Here is a 21449-nt window from a genome sequence, read left to right as displayed (position 1 = left end):
AAAAAATCTAATCTGCTCGATTTGCCAAATCTGCGAGAGGTAAAAAATCTTTGCGACTTCGCAACTTTGCGAGATTAAACCAGACAAAGATTGGCAACAAAAACTTTGCGCAAAGAACTTGAAACTTTAAACCTGAAACAAAATCTTTACCCTATCCAAATCTTACTTTTAACCAAAGTCATAGTTTGTCTCAAATGCTGATTGCACGCAATTAGAATAATCAAAACCACTAAACCATAACCAACAATAGTATAAATTTCCATATCGGCCAATAAAGTCGATTGTTTAGAGATTGTGCTGAAAACTTTTTTCATAGCCAAAACATTTGCATTATCTGCCGAATATCCTTTGGCAATAAAACTTTGAGTTGTGCTTGCAATGGTTTGCTGTGCTTCTGGATTTTCACCAGTAACAAATTGGCTTAATTTCAGAAAGTGTTTTTTGTTTAAGAAAACCATTGCATTCTGCATGACGCAGAAACCAATTGTACTTCCCCAAAAACGCCCTGAAACCCCAACAATTCCTGAAGAAACCGCCATATTTGCCGGAACCGATGATGTGGTAAATAAGATGAGCGGAACAAATAAAAATCCAACACCGATTCCTTGCAAAATATAGGGAATGATAATATCGCTTAGTGCAATATCTGGCACAAAAAGAAACGTAAACCAGAAATGGAAAATAGCAATAAGCGTAAAACCAATCATAAAAATAATTTTTGTCGAAACAGATTTCATCAGAAAAAATGCGGCTAAAATAAGTCCGATTACGTTTCCTAATCCATTTATATACTGAACGCCCGCAACACGAGAAGGATCCCAATTCCAGATTGAAAACATTGCCGAATGACAAAGACTCAGTGTTGCTCTGCTGATATAGAAAAGGAAAAACAATAAAAATCCTATTCGCAGATTGGCGTATTTTATAACTTCAAAATTAAAACTCGGTCTTTTTACTAAACGTTCTTTAAAAATGAATAATCCGCCTGTAATGAGCGAAATCATCAAGATTAAAACCATTTCTGAAGACTGTAACCAATATTTTTTCTCAGCATAAACAAAAAAGTAGGCACCGCAAAGAATCGAAATTAAAACCAAAAAATAACTCATCCAGTCGATTTGATACAACGGAATCTTCTTTGTAATTCGGTGCCCCCTGAAAGTAACTAAGATTAAAAAGACGTTTAAAACTTGTAGTCCTCCCGAAACATACAACATATATTTCCAGTCGTAATGATCGAGAAACCACACGGCGATATTCATAATAAAAGGCGTAGACAACAACAGCGCGCCGTAGTAAAATGAAAACCCGATAATAATGGCATTTTTAGTATTGAACTGCTCAATAAGCAATTGTCTGATCGTGATTACAGGAAGCGCCATCAGGATTCCTTCGGCAACTCTCATTAATAGAAAAACCGAAAAATTAGTAATATAAGCAGATGAAATAATTGTAATTCCGATTAAGGAATAAACCGCCATCAAGTAATTTTTTGCAGGGAAAAAACTCGAAAATCGGCTTTCTATTAAAATGGTTGCCAGCAGAGTTCCGTACGTAACGCACATTGCAAACTGCAAATCTTCTGGCTCAATGTCCAGAAAACTCGCCGCATACGTTACGTTTGACGTATAAACTCCCAATAAAATCATGGAATGCAACAAACAAACGAACAAAATAATAATGATCGCCCATTTTGGAACCCATGATTTAAATATACTTTTATCTTCCATTTTATTTGTGCGCAGCAACAACCGTAATGTTCATTCCTGCTCTTAAAAAATCGGTTTGTTTGTCTTGCTCTTTTAACTGAATTCTAACTGGAATTCTTTGTTCAATTTTTACGAAGTTTCCAGTCGCATTATCTGGAGGTAGCAACGAGAATCTCGCACCACTCGCAGGCGATAACGAAGCAATTGTTCCCACAAAAACTTTGTCGCTTATTGCATCTGCTTTGATTTCTACTTCTTGCCCAACAGTTAAATATTGCAATTGCGTTTCTTTAAAGTTCGCTGTAATCCATTTTTCTTTACTTACGATAGAAAGCAAAGATTGTCCTTCTTTTACCATTTGTCCTGGCTGTAAAGTTCTTTTTCCGACCCAGCCATCATAAGGCGCTGTGATTACAGTGTACGAAAGAAACAATGCCGCATTATCTGCAACAGCTTGTTTTGAAGTAATATTCGTTTGCGTTGTTGGAACATTCGCTTCAGCGACAGAAGTACTTAAAGTAGCCGAATGAATTCTGTTTTTCATTTCCTGAAAATGTGCTTGCGCCGACTCGTAATCTGCTTTTACTTTCTCCAATTGCTGAGAAGTTGCTGCTTCTTCACTCACCAAAGCTTTGTATCTTTCGTATTCTAGTTTGGTTTTCCAAAGATTTGATTTTGCTGCTTCTAATTGCGATTCGTTAATTGCCGTTGCACTTGCTGTATTAATGGCATTTTTTTGAGCCACAACACTATTTTGTTGCGCATTTTGAACATCGGCAAGAGCCACATTCAATTTCGATTTATATTCTCTATTATCAATCACTACCAAAGTATCTCCTTTATGCACAAATTGGTTTTCGTCAAAACGAACTTCCTGCACATAACCTGTAATTCTCGACATAATTGGCGTAACGTATTGTTCGACCTGCGCATCATTGGTTTCTTCGTGGTTTCGGTTAAACACATAAAACCAAATTCCTAAAATAACCCCGCTTATTACCAGCGCACACGCAATAATTGTTATTAGTATATGAAACGTTTTATTTCTTTTAGTTTCATTTTTTATCTTAACCATCTTTTTTATCTCTTTATCTTAGTCTTTCTTTAAAATCTTTCCTCTAGCTTTTCCGTTTAACTTCCTGCATTAGGCATAATTCCTGCCGTGTGCATCATTTGGTAATGTTTCAAAACAGCATCCAATCGGGTAGAGATTTTGTTGTATTTTGCCTGAAGCAAAGCATTATCAGCATCGACCATTTCGGTAATTAAAACCAATTGGTTTAAGTATTTCAACTTTACAATTCGGTAGTTTTCTTCAGCTAAATCCAAAGCTTTGTCAACCACAACAAATTTTTCGAGAATTTCCTGATACTGCGTATGCTCTTTGTATAACTGATCTTGAATTTCTTCTTTTATAATTTCAGTCTGCATTTTCTGCACATCGATTTTAGTACTCGCTTTTGCCACTTTCGTTTTGTTTTTATACAAAGCCGAAAGATCAAAACGCGCCTCGATTCCTACCTGACCTAAAGTGTACAAATACGGATTTGGCGGAAAGAATTTGTAGTTTGGATAATAAAAGCCATAATTCCCGAAGAAGTTTACGCTAGGCAGATAATTCCCTTTTACCAATTGCATTTCGGTTTTACTGATATTTAATTCCTGACTTGCAATTCGCATTTCTTCATTCTGCATCGCTTTATTCAGATAAAAATCATACGGATCTAAACCGTTCATTTCGTCCAGACTTGCAGTTGTGTCGATTGCAATTTCTTCGTTTTCCGAAATCTGAATTAAAGTCTTCAGATCGTGAAGCGCAATTTTAATGTTTTTGGAGTTTGTAAGCGCGTTCAACTCACGATCTGAAAGCTGTAATTCGGCACGTATAACCTCATTTTTGGTTACAGTTCCGTGTTTTTGAAGCGATTGCACTTCTTTTAATCGGCTTTTTTCTTCTTTGATGTTTTCTTCAAATATCTTTTGAAGTTCCATCATTTTATAAATCGCCAGATAGTTTGAAACAACTTCCAGTTCAATATCATTTTCTGTTTTTTCCGATTTTATTTTTGCAATTTCGTTTTCCTGATTCGCAATTTTTATTGCGTTATTAATCTTGTTTCCAACGTAAATTGGCATTTTAAAAGTTGAATTTACCTCATAGATTTCAGGAATTGCTTTCGTAACTTCTTTTCCGTTTAAGAAACCATCTCCTTTAAATTCTGTAATGTTGGTAATTCTGGAGTACATTCCGTTTAGTTGTACATCCGGTAATCTAAGTTCTTTTCTTTCTTTGATGTTTTGCTCAGCGAGCGTAATCTCCAGTTGAGATTTAAGGATTTTCTTGTTGTTTTCCTTCGCCAGTTTCATCGCTTCTTGTAAAGAAACCGTATGAACTTCCTGAGCTTGTAAACTACTGAATACTAATACCATTAGTAAAATCAATAAGCTTCTGGGAAAACAATCTTCTTTAGAGTTTGTTTTTGTAAGGAACATGAATATTTGAATAATTTATGCTGCAAAGTTCCTTCATTTTTTGCTTGGCGGATGATTCTAAAAAGTCAATAACATATTCATTTCGGACAAATGTTAAAATTCCATTTTTCGAAAACGTTATATTAAAACACTGAAAAACAATTTATTACAAAATAGGTTTGGATTGTGCTATTTCACGCAGATTTTAATAGATTTGAGCAGAAGGCGCAGATTTTTATTTTTTGTTCTCGCAGATTTGGCAGATTGTGCAGATTATAAAGCATTTAAAAAAATCTCTCAAATCTGCGGAATCTGCGAGAGATTTTTTTTTACGCATGGAAAAAAAGAATCTGCAAAATCAGCTAAAATCTATTAAAATCTGCGTGAAACAAAAACTATCTAGTTCTTTTCCAAAATTTCCTCTCCGTTTAAGTAATCAGAAGGTCTTTGGCCTAAAATCTTGAAAAAAGTGTTACTAAAGGTCGGAACACTATTATACCCAACTTCTAGAGCTACCTCTTTTACCGAAAGTTTTCTTTCTAACAAAAGTTCGATTGCTTTGAGGATTCTTCGAATGGTATAATATTGAATAAAAGACATCTTGAGATCTTTTTGAAATAAGCGATACAAAGAGCGTTCGCTAAACCCAAATTCATGCGCCACATCGGCAAAAAGAATCGTTTCTCCCAAATTATTTTCGATATGTCGAAGAATTTTTCCTAATCGTTTATCTTTAGGCTGAGGAAGTTCTAAAGGTAAATTCGTATGACATATTTGCGGAAGAATCGCTTTTATAGCTTTTGCTATGACAAAACTCGGAGTCCCCTTTTTCAAATCACCGTTCCACTGATTGGTAAACATCATCATTTGAAGCAGCAGATTATTCACCGGGTAAATACCTTCGATTTTATAGAATTCATCTTCATCCTTTTCAACCGGAAAATACAAATTTCGCATCATCACGTGTTCCGACTTTGGTTCGATACTATGCTCTACTCCCGCGGGAATCCAGATAAAATGTCTTGCAGGCAAAAAATATGATTTCGTTTCAGTTGTCACAAAAACTACATCACCTTCTGCATACAGCATTTGCGCTTTCTTATGCTTATGTGTTGGAACAAGTAATTCTCCCATTATATTATGATGACAATAAATGCTTTTTTTATCAGCATCTACTTTATGGAGATAATATTTGTCTACTTTGAATGTTGATTGTTCCATAATATAAAGATAGGAGAAATTTAACGCAAAGCACGTAAGGTAAAAACGCAAAGTTCGCAAAGCTTTTAAATAAAACCTTTGCGAACTTTGCGTAAAATCTTAGCGCTCTTTGCGGTTAATAATCCAGAAAGTTTATATAAAAAAAATGCCTCTCATAATGAGAGGCATTTTACAAACTTAGGCGGTCTGGACGGGACTCGAACCCGCGACCCCATGCGTGACAGGCATGTATTCTAACCAACTGAACTACCAAACCCTGCGTTATTGTGGGTGCAAAAATACAACAGAATTTCGTTTCTGCAAGCGTTTTTTAAAATAAAATTTGAGAAATTTTTAATTGGCTAAATTCCAATATTTTAAAAATTGGCGACGAAATCAAAAAAGAAGAAGTTTCTTTCTTTTTCTTAACCGAGAAGGATTTTCACATAGAAATATTTATCATTTTTGTTAAACATAGCCCGTGGTTTCAACCACGGGGACACAATGCATATAAATACGTATCCCGTGGTTGAAACCACGGGCTATATTTTAATATTATAAATAGAAAATCTTTGTAGGGTTACTCGCGAAGATTTGCTTCGCCTATTCGCTATCGCTCGAGTCTCGTTCCTCAAAATGACAAACTGTTACGTTAAAGTTGGGATTAAGCAAAAAAAATTGCAAGGCTTTCTCAATTGTAAGCTTTGCGAACTTTGCATTCTTTAAAAAATATCTTTGCAGACTTTGCGTAAATCTTAGCGCCCTTTGCGATTAAAACCTACGCAATCAAATTTTGGAATTTGGAATTTTCACCGAGTATCGGAATTTGGAATTTACCTTTTACAAAAGGTCTTAAATCAAAAAAGCCATCCACAAAAGTGGAAAGCTTTTCATTGGTCTAACTACTAAACCAGCTACGAGTTACAAAGTCGTAGCAAAACAACACAACTAATCTTAGATACCGTATTTGGGCAAAAAAGCCTTTCTGTTAAGAAAGGCTTCCCCAATATTGCGGTCTGGACGGGACTCGAACCCGCGACCCCATGCGTGACAGGCATGTATTCTAACCAACTGAACTACCAAACCTCTGCGTTATTGCGGTTGCAAAGATATAACAGAATTTCGTTTCTGCAAGTGTTTTTATAAAAAAAATGAAATTATTTTTATAAAAATCACCCAAAGTTTTGTTTTTCAACTAAATATGTTGTCAATATTTTTTCAAAATTATCGCCAACATTTACCGGAACGTACTTAATTTGATTCTTTGCACAGGTTAAAGCCAAGTTTTTAAAGTAAGCTTCTACCCTTTTTTCATATTCTTCTTTTACATTGTCAGCAAAAATCGAAACCTCTTCACCTGATTCTAAGTCGATAAACTTTCTTGGTGCGTTATCAAAATCAAATTTCAATTCGGTTTCATTATCAACTACATGAAACAAAACCACTTTGTGTTTGTTGTGTTTAAGATGCTGTAATGCATTAAAAAGCTTTTCATCATCTTCGGTCTGGAACATATCGGTAAACAAAATAATCATAGAACGGCGATGCATTTTCTCTGCAATTTGATGTAGATAGGTAATCGTATCCGTCGTTTTTTTGACTTTTGGTTGAACCAATAATTCTTCCAGTTTATTCAAAAGCATTCTGTGATGGCGATCGCTTCCTTTTTCTGGTGCGTAATATTCGTAATGATCGGAGAAAACGCTTAAACCAACAGCATCGCGCTGTTTCTTTAAAATATTCATCAAAACTGCCGAGGCCAAAACTGCAAAACCAATCTTCTTTTCATAAAAAGGCTGATTCGATTTGAGCTCAGGATAATGCATTGATGACGAATTATCTACAATAAGATGACAGCGTAAATTGGTTTCTTCCTCAAAACGTTTCGTGTACAAACGATCCGTTTTGGCGAATAATTTCCAGTCGATATGTTTGGTGCTTTCGCCTGCATTATAAACTTTATGTTCGGCAAATTCGGCCGAAAATCCATGAAACGGACTCTTGTGCATTCCCGATATAAAACCTTCCACAACCTGATTCGCCAGCATTTCTAGATGCTGAAAACTGGAGACTTTCTCTATTTCCGATTCGATTTTCATTCGGTTTCTTTTTTAATATTTTGTGCTTTATAAAGCAAATCTGTCGCCTGAAACAATTTACGCTTCAAGATCGGACTAAAATTAGGGTTTTCTTTTAAGAATCGCTGTACTTCATCAAAAGCAAATTTCGACGAATATTTTCCAACAGTATTATCCAGCCAATCTTTCGGAAAGAAAATATCTCCCGTGCGCTGAATTTCATCAACCAAATCTAATGAAAATCTAATATATTTCTGCGCACTTTCTTGACGAAGCGGATGATGAATATTTGCCAAACCAACCGAAACCCAAGATTCTTTCTCACGGTTTGCATCGTCTTTTAAAGATTCCATAAAAGCATTTCGAACCGATTCATCATTTGATAATGAAGGCAATAAAAACTCAAAACGCTTTTGTTTATCCGGATTTGTGAAAGATGTTCTGGTTTTTTCCAAGATTTCATCGGCTTTTGGATGTTTAAAAATCGCTAGATTCATCGCCATATTGGTGTAATCATCTTCGTTAAGTTTCAAGTTCGGAATCGAGATTTCTTTGCTCCAAACCTTATATAAACTAGTCATTCCAAGATCTGAATAAGCAACCGAGCTAAACAAACCAAATAAGGTCTTTTTAATATTAAAAGACAAGTCCGATGGCAAACGTGTAAACAAAGTATATACAAGCATTTTTTCACTAATTGTCTGTTGTTTTTCTGTAAAAAATCTCCAATATATATTGTTTATATTATTAGTTATAATTCGCAAAACCAGTTCATTTTCTTCTAATTGAATTCCTCTAAAATAACATCTAAATGCATCATCAGGTGAAATCTTCCCAATAAGCATATTTTCGTAGAGATTACTGTAAGCCGAAGCTCTCGCCATTTCATCTTTTAAAGAAGCAATATAATTCAAATTATTCCCGTCAAGCGGAAAAACACCGTATCCAAAACCATTATAATTGTAAATGATAGCAAACGGTTTTTCAAGTCCGATAGCTTCTTTTACAACGGTATTTTTGTCATTAACATTGACTGATAAAACCTTCACTTCTTTGGCATAAACCAAACCAATCTGAAAAACCTGAGGCCAGATATTCTCTGATTTATCTTCTGCTTTTTGCTGAATTTCAAAGCTTTTAATTCGGTTTTTAGCATCATATTCGATTTGATCCGTAAAAATGGCTCTCCCCGATTTATTTACCCAGACATCGCTCCATTTTTTCATGTCAAGCGGAGTTTCAGCATCAAGAAGTTCTACGAGATTATTCCAATCTGCATTGTCGTTGGCATATTTCTGAATGTATTTTTCGATTCCTTTCTGAAAAGCTTCCTTTCCCATAGAAGCCTCTAACTGACGCATCATAATTGGCGCTTTGTTGTAAATAATGGCTCCGTACAACGAACCCGCATCTTTTAAATTCGCCAAATGCTGTTTGATCGGATGAGTTCCTAAAGATCGATCTTCCGCGAAAGCGCTAGGATAATGCGCCGTAAAAAATTGCAGATTATGATTGACTTTTGGAAAAATCGGATTCATGATTTTATCGGCCATGAAGTTGGCGAAAACCTCTTTCATCCAAACATCGTCAAACCACTTCATCGTAACCAAATCGCCAAACCACATATGTGAGGTTTCATGAGCAATGAGTTTTGCACGGTTTAATTTCTCGCTGTCGGTTGCACTGTTGTCCAGAAACAAAGTCGATTCTCTGTATTGAATCGCACCAACATGCTCCATTCCGCCATATTGAAAAACGGGAATCGAAGCAAAATCCAATTTCTGAAATGGAAATTTATAATTAGTATATTTTTCTAAAAAATCTAAAGATTGCTGATGTAAACTGAAAATAGTATCAGCGCTTACGCGAAATTTCTCCGGACTGTTTTCACGATACAACATTGTCATTTCTAAACCTGGCTTTTGTGTCGCGCTTTTGAATTTTCCTGCAACGAAAGAAAATAAATACGTACTCATTTTGTCTGATTCTCCAAAAGTGTACAGTGTAAAATCTCCCTTTTCGGTTTTTTCTTTTACATGGGCTCCAGCCAAAACTGACCATTCTTTGGGCACAGAAAGATTCAATTTATAAGTCGCTTTTAAATCGGGCTGATCAAAACAAGGAAACAATGTGCTCGCACGATCGGGAACTAACAACGTGTATAAGAAATCATCATTTCTGTTTAATGATAAATTACCCGCAATAAATGAAAAAGAAACTAGATTTTTCCCCGAAACCAAAGCCGAAACGGGAATTACAATATGTCCGTTTTCATGAACTATAGAAAGTTTTTTTCCATTTACTTCAACGGTTTCTATATTGGATGTTTTCTCTTTAAAATCAAAAAGTAAGGGGTGACTTATATCAGACAAATTCAAATTTACAATTGAATAAGCCTTTATTCTTTCTTCTTTCTGATTCGGAATTTCAAAATACAAAGTGTATCGAAGATTTGAAATCTGTTTTTTACGAAAATGCGCCAACTGCTCAGAAACACCGTTTTCAAACAATTCACTTGTTTTTGATTGGGAAAAACTATTGGAAATCAGGATAAAAAAACAAAGAAAGCTGTAGAAAATTTTCATTTTTAAGGAATATAAGATTTGCTAAAATTAGCAAAAGCATTGATTTTTCGCAAACAATTACTGCAACAACATTGCATTTAAAAATAAGATTTCTATATTTGCAACACTATTGCATTAATTCTGACCTTAAATGAGTCGGAAATAATCTCAACGAATGAAAAAGAAACTTAAACTTATTAACCTTTTAATGCCTTTAATTGTATTGTTCGCAATACTTTTTCCGGCTGTCCATTCGTACGAACATATTTTAGACACTCATAATTGCAAAGAGAAATTAGAGTTTTCTGTTTCCGAAAAACCGCAATTTAAAGCCAAACTGCATTCATTTCATAAATGTTCGATTTGTGATTTTAAATTCAGTGCTGTTGGCACCTTTGAGTTTACTGTTTTTCAGTTTTTCAAGAATAATCCTGTTGTAAAACACCTTAGTTTTCACAGCAAACCACATTTTACATTTTTTAAGGGCTCTTTATTTTCCCTTCGAGCCCCGCCTTTTACACTTTAGTATTTTTTTGTGTTCCCGATTGTTTTGCCATTCGGCTATTTAATTGTTTTTATGATTTCAAAATCTTAAAACATTCAAAGGCTATTTCATTCATTTTAAGCATTTAATGCAACATATTGATATTGATATTGATATTGAAATAGCTTTTCTACACAAAAAAATCACCTCAAAATTTTATTCTTTTTTCATTTAGAACAAAGCTTTATCCAAAAGTTTTAGTCTGAAATGAACTGCTTTTATTCTGTTTATCCGATTGCTAAAATCGGTAGGCATTGTCTTTCGCAACCCAAATACCCTTTATAAAATGATCAAAATCAAATCAGAAAAAATGAAAACAACAAAACTCATTCTGACTTCATTCTTTGCTGCAATGGCTTTTTCAAGCTGTAGTAATGACGATTCCGAAAAAGAACAGGCAATTCCCGCTATTGACAAAATCGAACTCGGTCTTGGCAATAATGAAATAGCAACTATTGGTCAGGATTTCCATTTTAATGCAGAAGTGACAGCTGCTGATAAAATCGAAAATGTACAAGTTAAGATTGTACAAAGAAGTACCGAAACGTATTCTAAAATCTGGTCGCATGAAATTACATGGACGCAATATGCGGGTGCAAAAAATGCAACGGTTCACAAACATTTTGATATTCCCGAAGATGCTGCAGAAGGAAAATATGATTTCATCATTATCATAAACGATCAAAACGGAACAAAGCTAGAAGTAAAGAAAAACCTAACGATTTATAAACTAGAAAACATTCCTGTAAACCCTGTTGCTTCGGTATTTACGCTTTTTATAAATGACACTTTTATGTATCGAAAAGGCAAGTTTTCTGATGAGACGGCTAAATACAAAAACAACGATATTTTCAGTTCGCAAGTAACACTTGAAGGCGTAAAAGGCGACGGAATTATGTATTTGCTTTTGATTAATAAAAATGCCAAACACAATCCAGAAAGTGTAGATCAGATTGATTTTAGCAAAGTGATTGTATATGATGTTTTTGAACATAAAAACGTGGCAGATGCCAGTCAATTCTCTAATATTCCGTGGGACGGGACAAAATTTCTGAGAGAAACTCCAAAGCTTACTATTGGTGCCTCAAAAGATAACAATTTACCAGTTCCACAAGATTTGATTGCTAATAAATCTTGGACTTCTGGCAACTATACTTTCTTGGTTTTGTATAAAAATACGACGTACAATATCAACTTTTCGCAATCTCTGGAGCTTCCATTTGCACTTTAATTCAAAATCAAAAAAACATGAAAAAGATAAAGTTTTTAATTGCCGTTGCGGTATTTGCTTTTGCAACATCCTGCTCAAGCGATAAGGCAGAAATTGACAGCGAATATCCTGTAATTGATATTACTGAAGCAAATGCTTTTCCGATTCAATGCAGTACAATCGAGCGCGGGCAAACCTTCACTTTCAAAGCCACTTTTAATGATAATGTCGCTTTGGGTTCTTACAGCCTAGATATTCATCACAATTTCGATCATCACACGCACAGTACAGAAGTGACGAGCTGTGAAATGGAAGCGGTAAAAAAGCCTGTAAAACCAATGCTTTTCATCAATAATTACACCATTCCGAACGGGGTAAAAAGCTACGAAGCGACGACACAAATTACCATTCCAGCCGATGTTGATCCTGGAGATTACCATTTTATGATTCGCTTGACGGATAAAGAAGGCTGGCAAACGCTGAAAGGTTTAAGTATTAAAATTTTATAAGATCAGATTAATGAAGAATGCCCTATCCATATATTGGAAATATTGTTTCTTACTCCTCAGTTTATTGATTGCGGCGGAAGCTTTTTCTCAAAATCAGCCATCAGAAAAAAAAACCGAAATCAAAGAACTTAACGAAGTTTTAGTTAACGGAAATTCTATTGAAAAACGCAAAAAAGAAGAATCGCTGAATGTCGAAACGGTAAACAATAGTTTCATTCAGCGTAATCTTGGCGGGAGTTTGATGCAGTCTTTGCAGAAATTGCCAGGCGTTAAAACTATTTCGATTGGTTCTGGAGGTTCAAAACCGCTTATTCGTGGTTTGAGTTTCAATCAGGTTATTGTGGTGGAGAATGGCTTGAAACACGAAGGCCAACAATGGGGCGCAGATCACGGTTTGGAAATCGATCAATATGCTGTAAATCGGGTAGAAATTATAAAGGGCCCTTCTTCATTTATTTACGGATCTGATGCTGTGGGGGGCGCAATCAATATTAAACCTTTGCCACTTCCGTCGCAAAACAGTTTTGGCGGAAGCATAGATCTTACTGGAAAAAGCAACAATGCGCAATTTGGAAGTTCTATTAATTTATTTGGAAGAAACAAAAACTGGTTCTTTGATTCCAGAGTAACCACAATGGATTATGGAGATTATCGCGTTCCAACCGATGTGGTTCATGTGTACAGTTATGCTGTTCCGTTGTATAAAAATCATTTGCGAAATACAGCAGGAAAAGAACTTGATTTCCATTTGAGTACAGGTTATTCGGGAGAACATTTTAAATCGCTTTTCTATTTCAGTAATGTGCATACCAAAAGCGGTTTTTTTGCGAATGCGCACGGACTCGAACCTCGAAATGTAGATCTCGAATTACACGACAAATCAAGTCGTGATATTTTGATGCCGTATCAGCAAGTCAATCATTTAAAGGTTAGCAATACGACTTCTTTTCAATTGGGAAATCATGCTTTTGAGATGCAAATTGGTTTTCAAAATAACTTCAGAAGAGAATATAGCCATTATGTAAATCACGGTTATATGCCACCGATTTATCCGGAAGATATGTACGCTCCACAAGATTTGGAACGTCAATATGATAAAGATGTTTGGTCGTTTTCTGCTAAAGACGAATTTAGAATTCAAAATCATCAAATTACGGTTGGTTCTAATGTAGCTTTTCAGCAAAATGAAATCGGCGGATGGAGTTTTTTAATTCCTGCTTTCACTCAATTTAATGCAGGTTTATTTGCTTATGACAAAATTGAACTAAACGAAAAATGGTTTTTAAATGGCGCTGTTCGTTACGATTACGGAAAAATTAAAATGAAATCGTATTACGATTGGTTTCAAAGTCCCGTTTCTGAAAACAATCAGACGGAGTTGGAATATTTACAGCGTTCTCAAGATCTAACCAAAAACTTTGACAGTTTTACATGGTCGGTTGGAGCAAATTACAATCCCGGAAAGCTTTCACTGAAAGCCAATTTGGGTTCGAGTTTTAGAATGCCGATTGCCAAAGAACTGGCTTCAAACGGTGTAAATTATCATTATTTCCGATTCGAAAAAGGGAATTCGAATCTGGATGCAGAACGTTCGTATCAATTGGATTTGGGAATGGAATGGAAAGCGCAAAACTTCTCTTTTCAGTTTACTCCATTTGCCAACTATTTTCCGAATTTCATTTATCTGAATCCAACTTCCGCTCATGATATTTATTATGGTGCAGGAAATCAGGTTTTTGAATATGAACAAAGCAAAGTCTTTCGTTATGGCGCAGAATTTCAGACTCGCTATTATTTCCTGAAATCTTTAAGTGCAGAAATTGGTGCCGAATATCTTTATTCGGAACAAAAATCAGGAAGCAAAAAAGGCTATACACTCCCGTTTTCTCCGCCACCTTCTGTTTTGTTTGGATTGAATTATGAACCTCAAATTAGCTTTTTAAAAGAACCTTATTTCGCTGTTGATTATCGCTTTACGGCGCAGCAAAACAATATCGTTCCGCCAGAGAAAAAAACGGCTGAAAGCCATGTTTTTAATGTGGCTTTGGGCTCAAAAATAAAAACAGGAAAACAGGATATCAGCATCAATATTCAGATCCAAAATTTATTTAATACAAGATACTTAAATCACACCAGTTTTTATCGACTTATCGAACTTCCTGAAGCGGGACGAAACATTATTGTTTCTATGAAGATTCCGTTTTCGGTTTCGAGATAAGTCCAACCATTCAAAAATCAATTATTTACAAATTTCAAACCCTTTATTACAATGAAAAACAAATTTTACAAACTACTATTTTTATTCGCTTTGTCGCTTTTTGCAGTTTCGTGCAGCAACGACGATGACAACCACGATGATCACGATCATGATCACGACACTTCAGAAGAACATACATTTGTTCGAGTTTTACTTTCTGACGAAAAAACTACAGAGTTAACGCTTTTTGATCCGCATGAAGATAAGATCAGTTCTTTTACTGCAAAATTTGCTAAAGCCTCTTTGTACACAACAGAATCTGGACGTTTTGCCGGAATTGTTCACAGAGACAATAATTTCGTAGAAACTTTTGATAGCGGATTGGAATTACACGGCGATCATATTGATGTTGATGATGTTCCGAAATTTGGAGTTTTAGCGACAAGCGCATTAAAACCAACGCATTTTAAAAGTAAAATTGGCGAAATCCTGACTTTTAATGATGGCGACGGAACACTTTCTGTTGGTAAAGAAGCCGATGTAAACAAAGCTGGTTCAACTTTCAAAACCATAAATGCTGGTTTATTGGCGCATCACGGTGCAATGGCGACTTTTACAAACGGAACTTATGCGATTACGGTAAAAGATAATTCGGTTACGGGAACGCTTCCAGAAAAAGTAAAAATCATCGACAATACCGCAAAAACACTTTTTGATGCTAAACTTGCGACAAAAGGAATTCACGGAAATGCTTCAGACGGTGTTTATGCTGTTTTTGGTTCGTCAAGCGGAATTTTGGTTGTAGAAAGCAACGGAAACCAAAAGTTAATCGATCATCCAGCAGATTTTGGAACGGCTTGGTTTGGAAGTATTTTAGAAACAGCTTCTGCTGGAAAATTTATTGGGTATACAGCTGCAAAAGGCGCTTATTTAATTGATGTTGTGGCTAATACTGTAAAACCAATTATTGCGAACACAACCATTATGCAATGCAAAGTAAGTTACGACCATAAAAAATTGGCCGTTTTATTACATTCTGGAGAATTTAAACTTTACGACATCAGCAGTTTACAAGCGGTAAAAGAAACTAAAGCAACTGCAGAAACGGCTACAGATGCTACATTAAAACCTCAAATGGCAGTTACAGATCGTTTTGCTTATATCACTTCGCCAACAACTGGAGAATTAATACAAGTAAACCTTTCTACATTGGCAATCAAAAAGACTAAGGTTTCTAGCACGCCATATATGATTACGGTTTTAGGTTATGAAAACAGCGAAACTCACAGCCACTAATTGATTTTAAAACAAAATAAAAACGACACTCTAGATTTAGAGTGCCGTTTTCTTTTAAAATACAAAGTTTTTCTGCCACTAATTTCACAAATTTTCACAAATTTAATTCGTGTTAATTCGTGAAATTCGTGGCAAAAAAAACAATAAAAAAGGTCCAACTTTCGTCGGACCTTTTTTATATCAATCGTAATCTAAGATTACAATAAAGCGTCTAAACTATCTGCGTAGGTTTGTTTCGGAGCTACTCCTACTTGTTTTCCTACTACTTCACCGTTATGAAACACCAAAACGGTTGGTATGTTACGCACACCATATTTTGCAGCAAATTCTTGGTTAGCATCTACATCTACTTTACCAACAACTACTTTACCAGCGTACTCTTCGCTTAATTGGTCAATGATTGGACCAACCATTCTACAAGGACCACACCATGCTGCCCAAAAATCTACCATTACTGGTTTATCTGATTTTAAAACTACTTCATCAAAAGTAGCATCTGTTATTGCTAATGCCATAATATATTAAGATTAAAATTAGGTCTGAAATATTAACTTTCAAACTACAGTACAAATTTAAAAATTTAAAATAAATCAAACACCATTACTAAATTAGTTTTCGTTATAAATGTATTATCATTAATTATAAGCTAGATAACTTTAAAATTACAACATATTTATCTGAAAATCAAACCAATAAAAAGTTAATGTTTTTTGTAGTATCTTTAATACATTCAAAATTCGGCTACAATGAAAGAAGCTATATCCAAAACCAAATCCTTTCTGCAATCTGATTCTTTTAAAAAATATGCCAAACGTTTTGGATATTTTATCTTGGGCTTAATTGCAATACTTTTGCTTGCCTGCGGAGGTTTGTCGATTTATTTTAATCGAAATAAAGCCGAGATTATTGCTAAAGTCAATACTAAAATCAACGAAAATATAAATGGCAAATTCCATATTAGAGATTTTCATTATAAGTTTCTTACTGGTTTCCCAAACTTTACATTGGCGCTAAATGATGTCGAGATAAAGGATAATCAATGGCAGAGTCACAAACATACTTTGCTGAGAGCAAAAGAAATCGAAGCGCGTTTGAACATTTTGAGTTTATTGCAGCACGAAATCAACATTCATAAAATCTTAATCAACGACGCCGATATTTATATTTATAAAGCCGAAAATGGTTATTCTAACGTCAATATTTTTAAACCTAAACAGAAAAAAACGCAGACCGATAAAGAAAAACCCGAAACTACGATTGACGAAGTAAACCTCAACGATGTTCGTGTAATTATTGACAATCATCTGGGACACAAACTATTTGATTTTGATGTGGCGAGTTTAGAATCTAAAGTAAACTATGAAGACGACAGCTGGCAGACGAATCTGTATTTGAAAACCAAAATTAACAGTCTAGCCTTTAATACCGTTCACGGAAGTTTTGCGAAGGAAAAAGTTCTGGAAGGCAATTTTGACATTTCGTATGCTGAAGTCAATCAGAAAATAGATATTAAAACCAAAGGACTTAAAATTGGTTCTGACGTTTTTGACATTATCGCTTATTTTAATATCGGAAAAAGCAATTCGTTTTTCGGAATCAATATCGGAACGGATATTTTATGGCGAAATGCTTCCAATTTATTATCAGCAAACATCAGCTCCAAACTTAATCAATTCGACATCAAAAAACCGATTAAGGTAAACTGCGACATCAAAGGCGATTTGAATGTAGAAGGCGATCCGAAAATTGTGGTGCAGGCAGACATTCGCGATAACGAAGTGAGTATTCCAGATGGTTTGTTTGCTAATTGCAGTTTCAAAGGAATTTTTACTAACACTTTTAAACCCAAAGAAGAATCCAGCGATCCAAATTCAGCCATTATTCTAACCAATTTTAAAGCTGAATACGAAAGCATTCCATTAAAAATTGCTCAAGCCGTAATTAACAATCTCGAGAAACCGATTGCGACAGGAGTTGTAAATTCCGATTTTGACATTTCGAAACTCAACGGAATGATGAACGAGAAAATTCTTCACTTTGAAAGCGGTCATGCCAAAGCCAATTTGAAATTTCAGTTTGATATTGTCGATTTGTACATCAATAAACCCAAATTTACGGGCGATGTAGATATTGCGGATGCCACATTCGATTATCTTCCGAAAAAGATTCATGCCGAAAAAACGGCTGTACAATTGTCGTTTACGCAAGAAGCGCTTTACATTAAAAAAATAGCCTACAAACACAAAAAGAACATTATTCGCATTGATGGGAAAATCGATAATTTCCTGAATCTCTACTACGACGCGCCCGAAAAAATGGTCGTAAATTGGAATATTTACTGCCCGAATATTGATGTAAAACAGTTTTTAGGCGTTCTGCAAAATTCTCCGAAACAAAAAGTGGCAGAGAAAAAACCAGTTAAAAAGAATGTCAATTTTACGAATCAGTTACGATCTGTAATAGAAAAATGCACGGCCGTAATTAATCTTAAAGCTGATAACATTACCTACGGATCGCTTACCGCAACCAACACTCAGGCCACAATCCAGATGCTAAATTCTAAGATTCTGCTCAAAAACGGAACGTTAAATACTTCTGGCGGAAGCATAAACTTTAGCGGTTCTGTCGAACCAAGCGGAAATCGTTATGTTTTTACTTCAAACGCACAGGTAAACCGAGTTGATATTGCAAGTTTTTTAAGGTCTTTTAATAATTTCGGAATCAAATCTTTCAGTCCAAAAAACATTCGCGGACGATTAACCAGCAATGCCAATGTTGCGGGTTTAATGAGCAGTAAAGGCGATTTGATTGTCAATTCGATGAAAGGAAAACTGGATTTTAATGTCAATCAAGGTGCATTACTCAATTTTGAACCGATTATGAAAGTCGGAAAATTTGCTTTTCCGTTTCGCGATGTAGAGAATATTACTTTCAGCGATTTGTCGGGTTCACTCAATCTGCGCGGAGAACAAGTCGATGTCAATAAACTTACCATAAGTTCCAGTGTCTTAAATTTTGACATAAATGGCATTTACTCTTTCGGACGAGGTACCAATCTCGCCCTTACCATCCCGCTAAGAAATTCTAAAAACGACGCCAAACTAGCCACCAAAGAAGAACGAAAAGCCGTTCGCGAACGCGGTATTGTCCTGCATTTGATTGCTTATGATAATGAAGGAAAAATGAAGGTTAAGTGGGGGAAGAAGGATAAGGGGTAAACAAATAATTACTATTCATCAAATCCAGTTTGTGGAAAACATAATTCCTGATTTTGGATTATTATTCATAAATTGCACCACTAATTTTAGCGCAAAATGACGGGAGAAGAAAAGATCAACATTGACGAATTTGATGGTAAAAAATTTAAAAATCGCTTTGTAGAAGAAGACGATAATAGAAAAGCCGTTGTTACACATTATCTGCACAATTATCACAATGGCGTTAAAGATCATTTTGAAGAAGAAGCTGCTCAATACATAAAACAAATTGTTGAATACAAAAATGAAGAAGAGAAACTAAATATGGTTTCTGATTCTGCATTACAACAATTACTTTTTGAAGTGGAAGATGTTCCGTTTCCTACTCCCGAAAATTATACTTTTAAATTTATCGACCTTTTTGCAGGAATTGGAGGTTTTAGAATTGCGTTACAGAATTTAGGAGGAAAATGTGTTTTTACTTCTGAATGGGATGAGAACGCAAAAAAAACGTACAAAGCTAATTTTGGAGAAACTCCTTTTGGAGATATAACAAAAGAAAGAACAAAGAATTATATTCCAGAAGGTTTTGATGTTTTATGCGCAGGATTTCCTTGCCAAGCTTTTTCAATTGCAGGAAAAAGAGGCGGATTTGAAGATACGCGAGGAACATTATTTTTTGATGTTGCTAAAATTATAAAAGACAAACAACCAAAAGCAATTTTCTTAGAAAACGTAAAAGGTTTAAAAAGTCATGATAAAGGAAAAACTTTAGAAACAATTTTAAATGTTCTTAGAAATGATTTAGGATATTACGTGCCTGATCCTGAAATCATGAACGCTAAAGAATTTGGTGTACCTCAAAACAGAGAGCGTATTTATATTGTTGGTTTTAGAGGTGACTTAGGAATAAATTCATTTGAATATCCAGAAACTTTAGATGAAAAAGTTACATTCAAAGATGTAAAAGAGAAGGATGTTGTACCTACAAAATATTATTTATCATCTCAATATCTTCAAACTTTAAAAAATCACAAAGAAAGACACGCCAGCAAAGGAAATGGATTTGGATATCAAATCATTAAAGATGACGAAATATCAAATTCTATCTTAGTCGGAGGAATGGGAAGAGAAAGAAATTTAGTTTTAGATGATAGAATTACAGACTATACTCCATCAACACATATTAAAGGAGAAGTAAATCGTGAGGGAATTAGAAAAATGACTCCGCGCGAATGGGCAAGATTACAAGGATTTCCTGATCATTTTGTAATTCCAGTTGCTGATGCTTCTGCATATAAACAATTTGGAAATTCTGTTGCTATTCCTGCAATTCAAGCAACTGCTGAGAAAATAATTGATTTAATTAAAGATAAATTATAATGACGGGTAATAAAGGGGAATGGAGTGAAATATATGCGCTTTTCAAATTACTTGGCGACAAAGTGCTCGCCTCTGGAAATGAAAAAATTGAAAAAATCCCAGATATCCTTTACCCCATAATTAAAATCTTACGCTCAGAAAGGAATGGAAATTTCGAATATTCAATTCTAGATGACATTGTTTTAATATCTGAAAAAGAAGAGCTTTTAAGAATTCCTGTTTCTGTTTTTAAAGAAAAAGCAACTTATTTATTGCAGGCTATAAAGTCAAATCAAGACGGAAATTTTTCTGTCCCTGAGATTGAAGATTTCATGCAGACTATTAATTGCATATCAATAAAAGCAAGCTCTTCAGCAAAAACAGACATAACAATAGTTATTCATGATCAAAGAACAAATCAGCAACCAGTTCTTGGATTTAGCATAAAATCGCAATTAGGCAATCCCTCTACACTTCTGAATGCAGGTAGAACAACAAACTTTATTTTTAGTATTTCAGGACTAAATCTATCAGAAGAAGAAATAGATATTGTTAATTCGATTGATTCGAGAAGTAAAATAAAAGATAGAATTGAGTATATAAAAAACAGAGGCGGGTATTTCAATTTTTCAGAAACTGAACAACAAATTTTTTCAAACAATCTTATATTGATTGACAGTTTGCTACCTCAAATTATTTCAAACATTTTAATTGATTTTTATACTAGTGCTCATTCTAAGCTTTTAGACCTAGTCTCGAAGATTGAAGAAACAAATCCATTGAATTTTGACATAACAAATAAGCATAAATTTTATTCTTATAAAATTAAAAGATTTTTAACTGATGTTGCATTAGGAATGACTCCTTCAAAAGTATGGAATGGAGAATATGATGCCACAGGAGGATATTTAGTTATCAAAGAAGATGGAGAAATAGTTTGTTATCATATTTATAATAAAAGTGAGTTTGAAAATTATTTATTAAATAACACTAAACTGGAAACAGCAAGTTCAAGCAGACACGGATTTGGTATGCTATACAAAAAAGATGGAGATTTATTTTTTAAACTGAATCTCCAAATTAGATTCATAAAGTAATTTCTAAACAATAA

Annotated in this window: 14 protein-coding genes and 2 tRNA genes; 7 read left to right on the top strand and 9 right to left on the bottom strand. The window is 34.7% G+C overall.

Translation table 11 applies throughout. The features are described 5' to 3' along the window. Positions 1-146 precede the first annotated feature (146 nt). The 8 genes from QLQ95_RS10095 to QLQ95_RS10060 all read right to left on the bottom strand — a co-directional run bounded on the left by QLQ95_RS10095 (position 147) and on the right by QLQ95_RS10060 (position 10044). Positions 147-1730, bottom strand: coding sequence for an efflux MFS transporter permease (locus tag QLQ95_RS10095; RefSeq protein WP_095929763.1), 1584 nt, complete (start codon positions 1728-1730; stop codon positions 147-149). A gap of 1 nt (position 1731) precedes the next feature. Continuing rightward, positions 1732-2784, bottom strand: coding sequence for an HlyD family secretion protein (locus tag QLQ95_RS10090; protein WP_095929762.1), 1053 nt, complete (start codon positions 2782-2784; stop codon positions 1732-1734). Between the two features lie 56 nt (positions 2785-2840). Further along, positions 2841-4139: a TolC family protein gene (locus QLQ95_RS10085; RefSeq protein WP_428239059.1), complete on the bottom strand. Its 1299-nt coding sequence runs from the start codon at positions 4137-4139 to the stop codon at positions 2841-2843. 441 nt (positions 4140-4580) lie between these two features. After that, positions 4581-5402 (bottom strand): AraC family transcriptional regulator, encoded by an 822-nt coding sequence (locus tag QLQ95_RS10080; protein WP_482503645.1) that lies wholly within the window; start codon positions 5400-5402, stop codon positions 4581-4583. A gap of 182 nt (positions 5403-5584) precedes the next feature. Further along, positions 5585-5658: transfer RNA gene (locus tag QLQ95_RS10075), tRNA-Asp, on the bottom strand. A 735-nt stretch (positions 5659-6393) separates the two neighbouring features. Next, positions 6394-6467: transfer RNA gene (locus QLQ95_RS10070), tRNA-Asp, on the bottom strand. Positions 6468-6553: 86 nt separating this feature from the next. After that, positions 6554-7480 (bottom strand): DUF58 domain-containing protein, encoded by a 927-nt coding sequence (locus QLQ95_RS10065; RefSeq protein ID WP_095929759.1) that lies wholly within the window; start codon positions 7478-7480, stop codon positions 6554-6556. After that, positions 7477-10044 (bottom strand): M1 family metallopeptidase, encoded by a 2568-nt coding sequence (locus QLQ95_RS10060; RefSeq protein WP_482503643.1) that lies wholly within the window; start codon positions 10042-10044, stop codon positions 7477-7479. The genes QLQ95_RS10065 and QLQ95_RS10060 overlap by 4 nt, the downstream gene beginning before the upstream one ends. Before the next feature lie 833 nt (positions 10045-10877). Here QLQ95_RS10060 and QLQ95_RS10055 point away from each other — a divergent pair. Genes QLQ95_RS10055 through QLQ95_RS10040 form a run of 4 tightly spaced genes read left to right on the top strand, consistent with a single transcriptional unit; the run spans position 10878 to position 15779 of the window. Then, a complete protein-coding gene (locus tag QLQ95_RS10055; protein WP_482503641.1) occupies positions 10878-11798 on the top strand; it encodes a DUF4625 domain-containing protein in 921 nt (306 codons plus the stop codon). Positions 11799-11815: 17 nt separating this feature from the next. Next, on the top strand, positions 11816-12286 hold the full coding sequence (locus tag QLQ95_RS10050; RefSeq protein WP_482503640.1) for a DUF4625 domain-containing protein: 471 nt from the start codon (positions 11816-11818) through the stop codon (positions 12284-12286). 10 nt (positions 12287-12296) lie between these two features. Beyond that, on the top strand, positions 12297-14504 hold the full coding sequence (locus QLQ95_RS10045; protein ID WP_482503638.1) for a TonB-dependent receptor: 2208 nt from the start codon (positions 12297-12299) through the stop codon (positions 14502-14504). A gap of 51 nt (positions 14505-14555) precedes the next feature. Continuing rightward, the gene (locus tag QLQ95_RS10040; protein ID WP_482503636.1) at positions 14556-15779 is read left to right on the top strand and encodes a hypothetical protein; all 1224 of its coding nucleotides are present in this window, start codon (positions 14556-14558) and stop codon (positions 15777-15779) included. A 197-nt stretch (positions 15780-15976) separates the two neighbouring features. Here the strand turns inward: QLQ95_RS10040 and trxA are convergent, their stop codons facing one another. After that, complete coding sequence (gene trxA / locus QLQ95_RS10035; protein ID WP_068844792.1) at positions 15977-16294, bottom strand: thioredoxin; 318 nt, start codon at positions 16292-16294, stop codon at positions 15977-15979. Positions 16295-16525: 231 nt separating this feature from the next. Here trxA and QLQ95_RS10030 point away from each other — a divergent pair, with 231 nt between their 5' ends. The 3 genes from QLQ95_RS10030 to QLQ95_RS10020 all read left to right on the top strand — a co-directional run bounded on the left by QLQ95_RS10030 (position 16526) and on the right by QLQ95_RS10020 (position 21435). Further along, complete coding sequence (locus QLQ95_RS10030) at positions 16526-18997, top strand: AsmA family protein (RefSeq protein WP_482503635.1); 2472 nt, start codon at positions 16526-16528, stop codon at positions 18995-18997. A 96-nt stretch (positions 18998-19093) separates the two neighbouring features. Beyond that, entirely contained in the window at positions 19094-20359 is a 1266-nt protein-coding gene (locus QLQ95_RS10025) for a DNA cytosine methyltransferase (protein WP_320495788.1), read from the top strand. Then, positions 20359-21435, top strand: a complete 1077-nt coding sequence (locus QLQ95_RS10020; protein ID WP_320495789.1) for an HpaII family restriction endonuclease — start codon at positions 20359-20361, stop codon at positions 21433-21435. Before QLQ95_RS10025 ends, QLQ95_RS10020 begins: the two co-directional genes overlap by 1 nt. The last annotated feature ends 14 nt before the right edge of the window (positions 21436-21449 follow it).

The organism is Flavobacterium sp. B330r (assembly GCF_056824325.1).
This window is presented reverse-complemented; position numbering and strand designations above follow the sequence as displayed.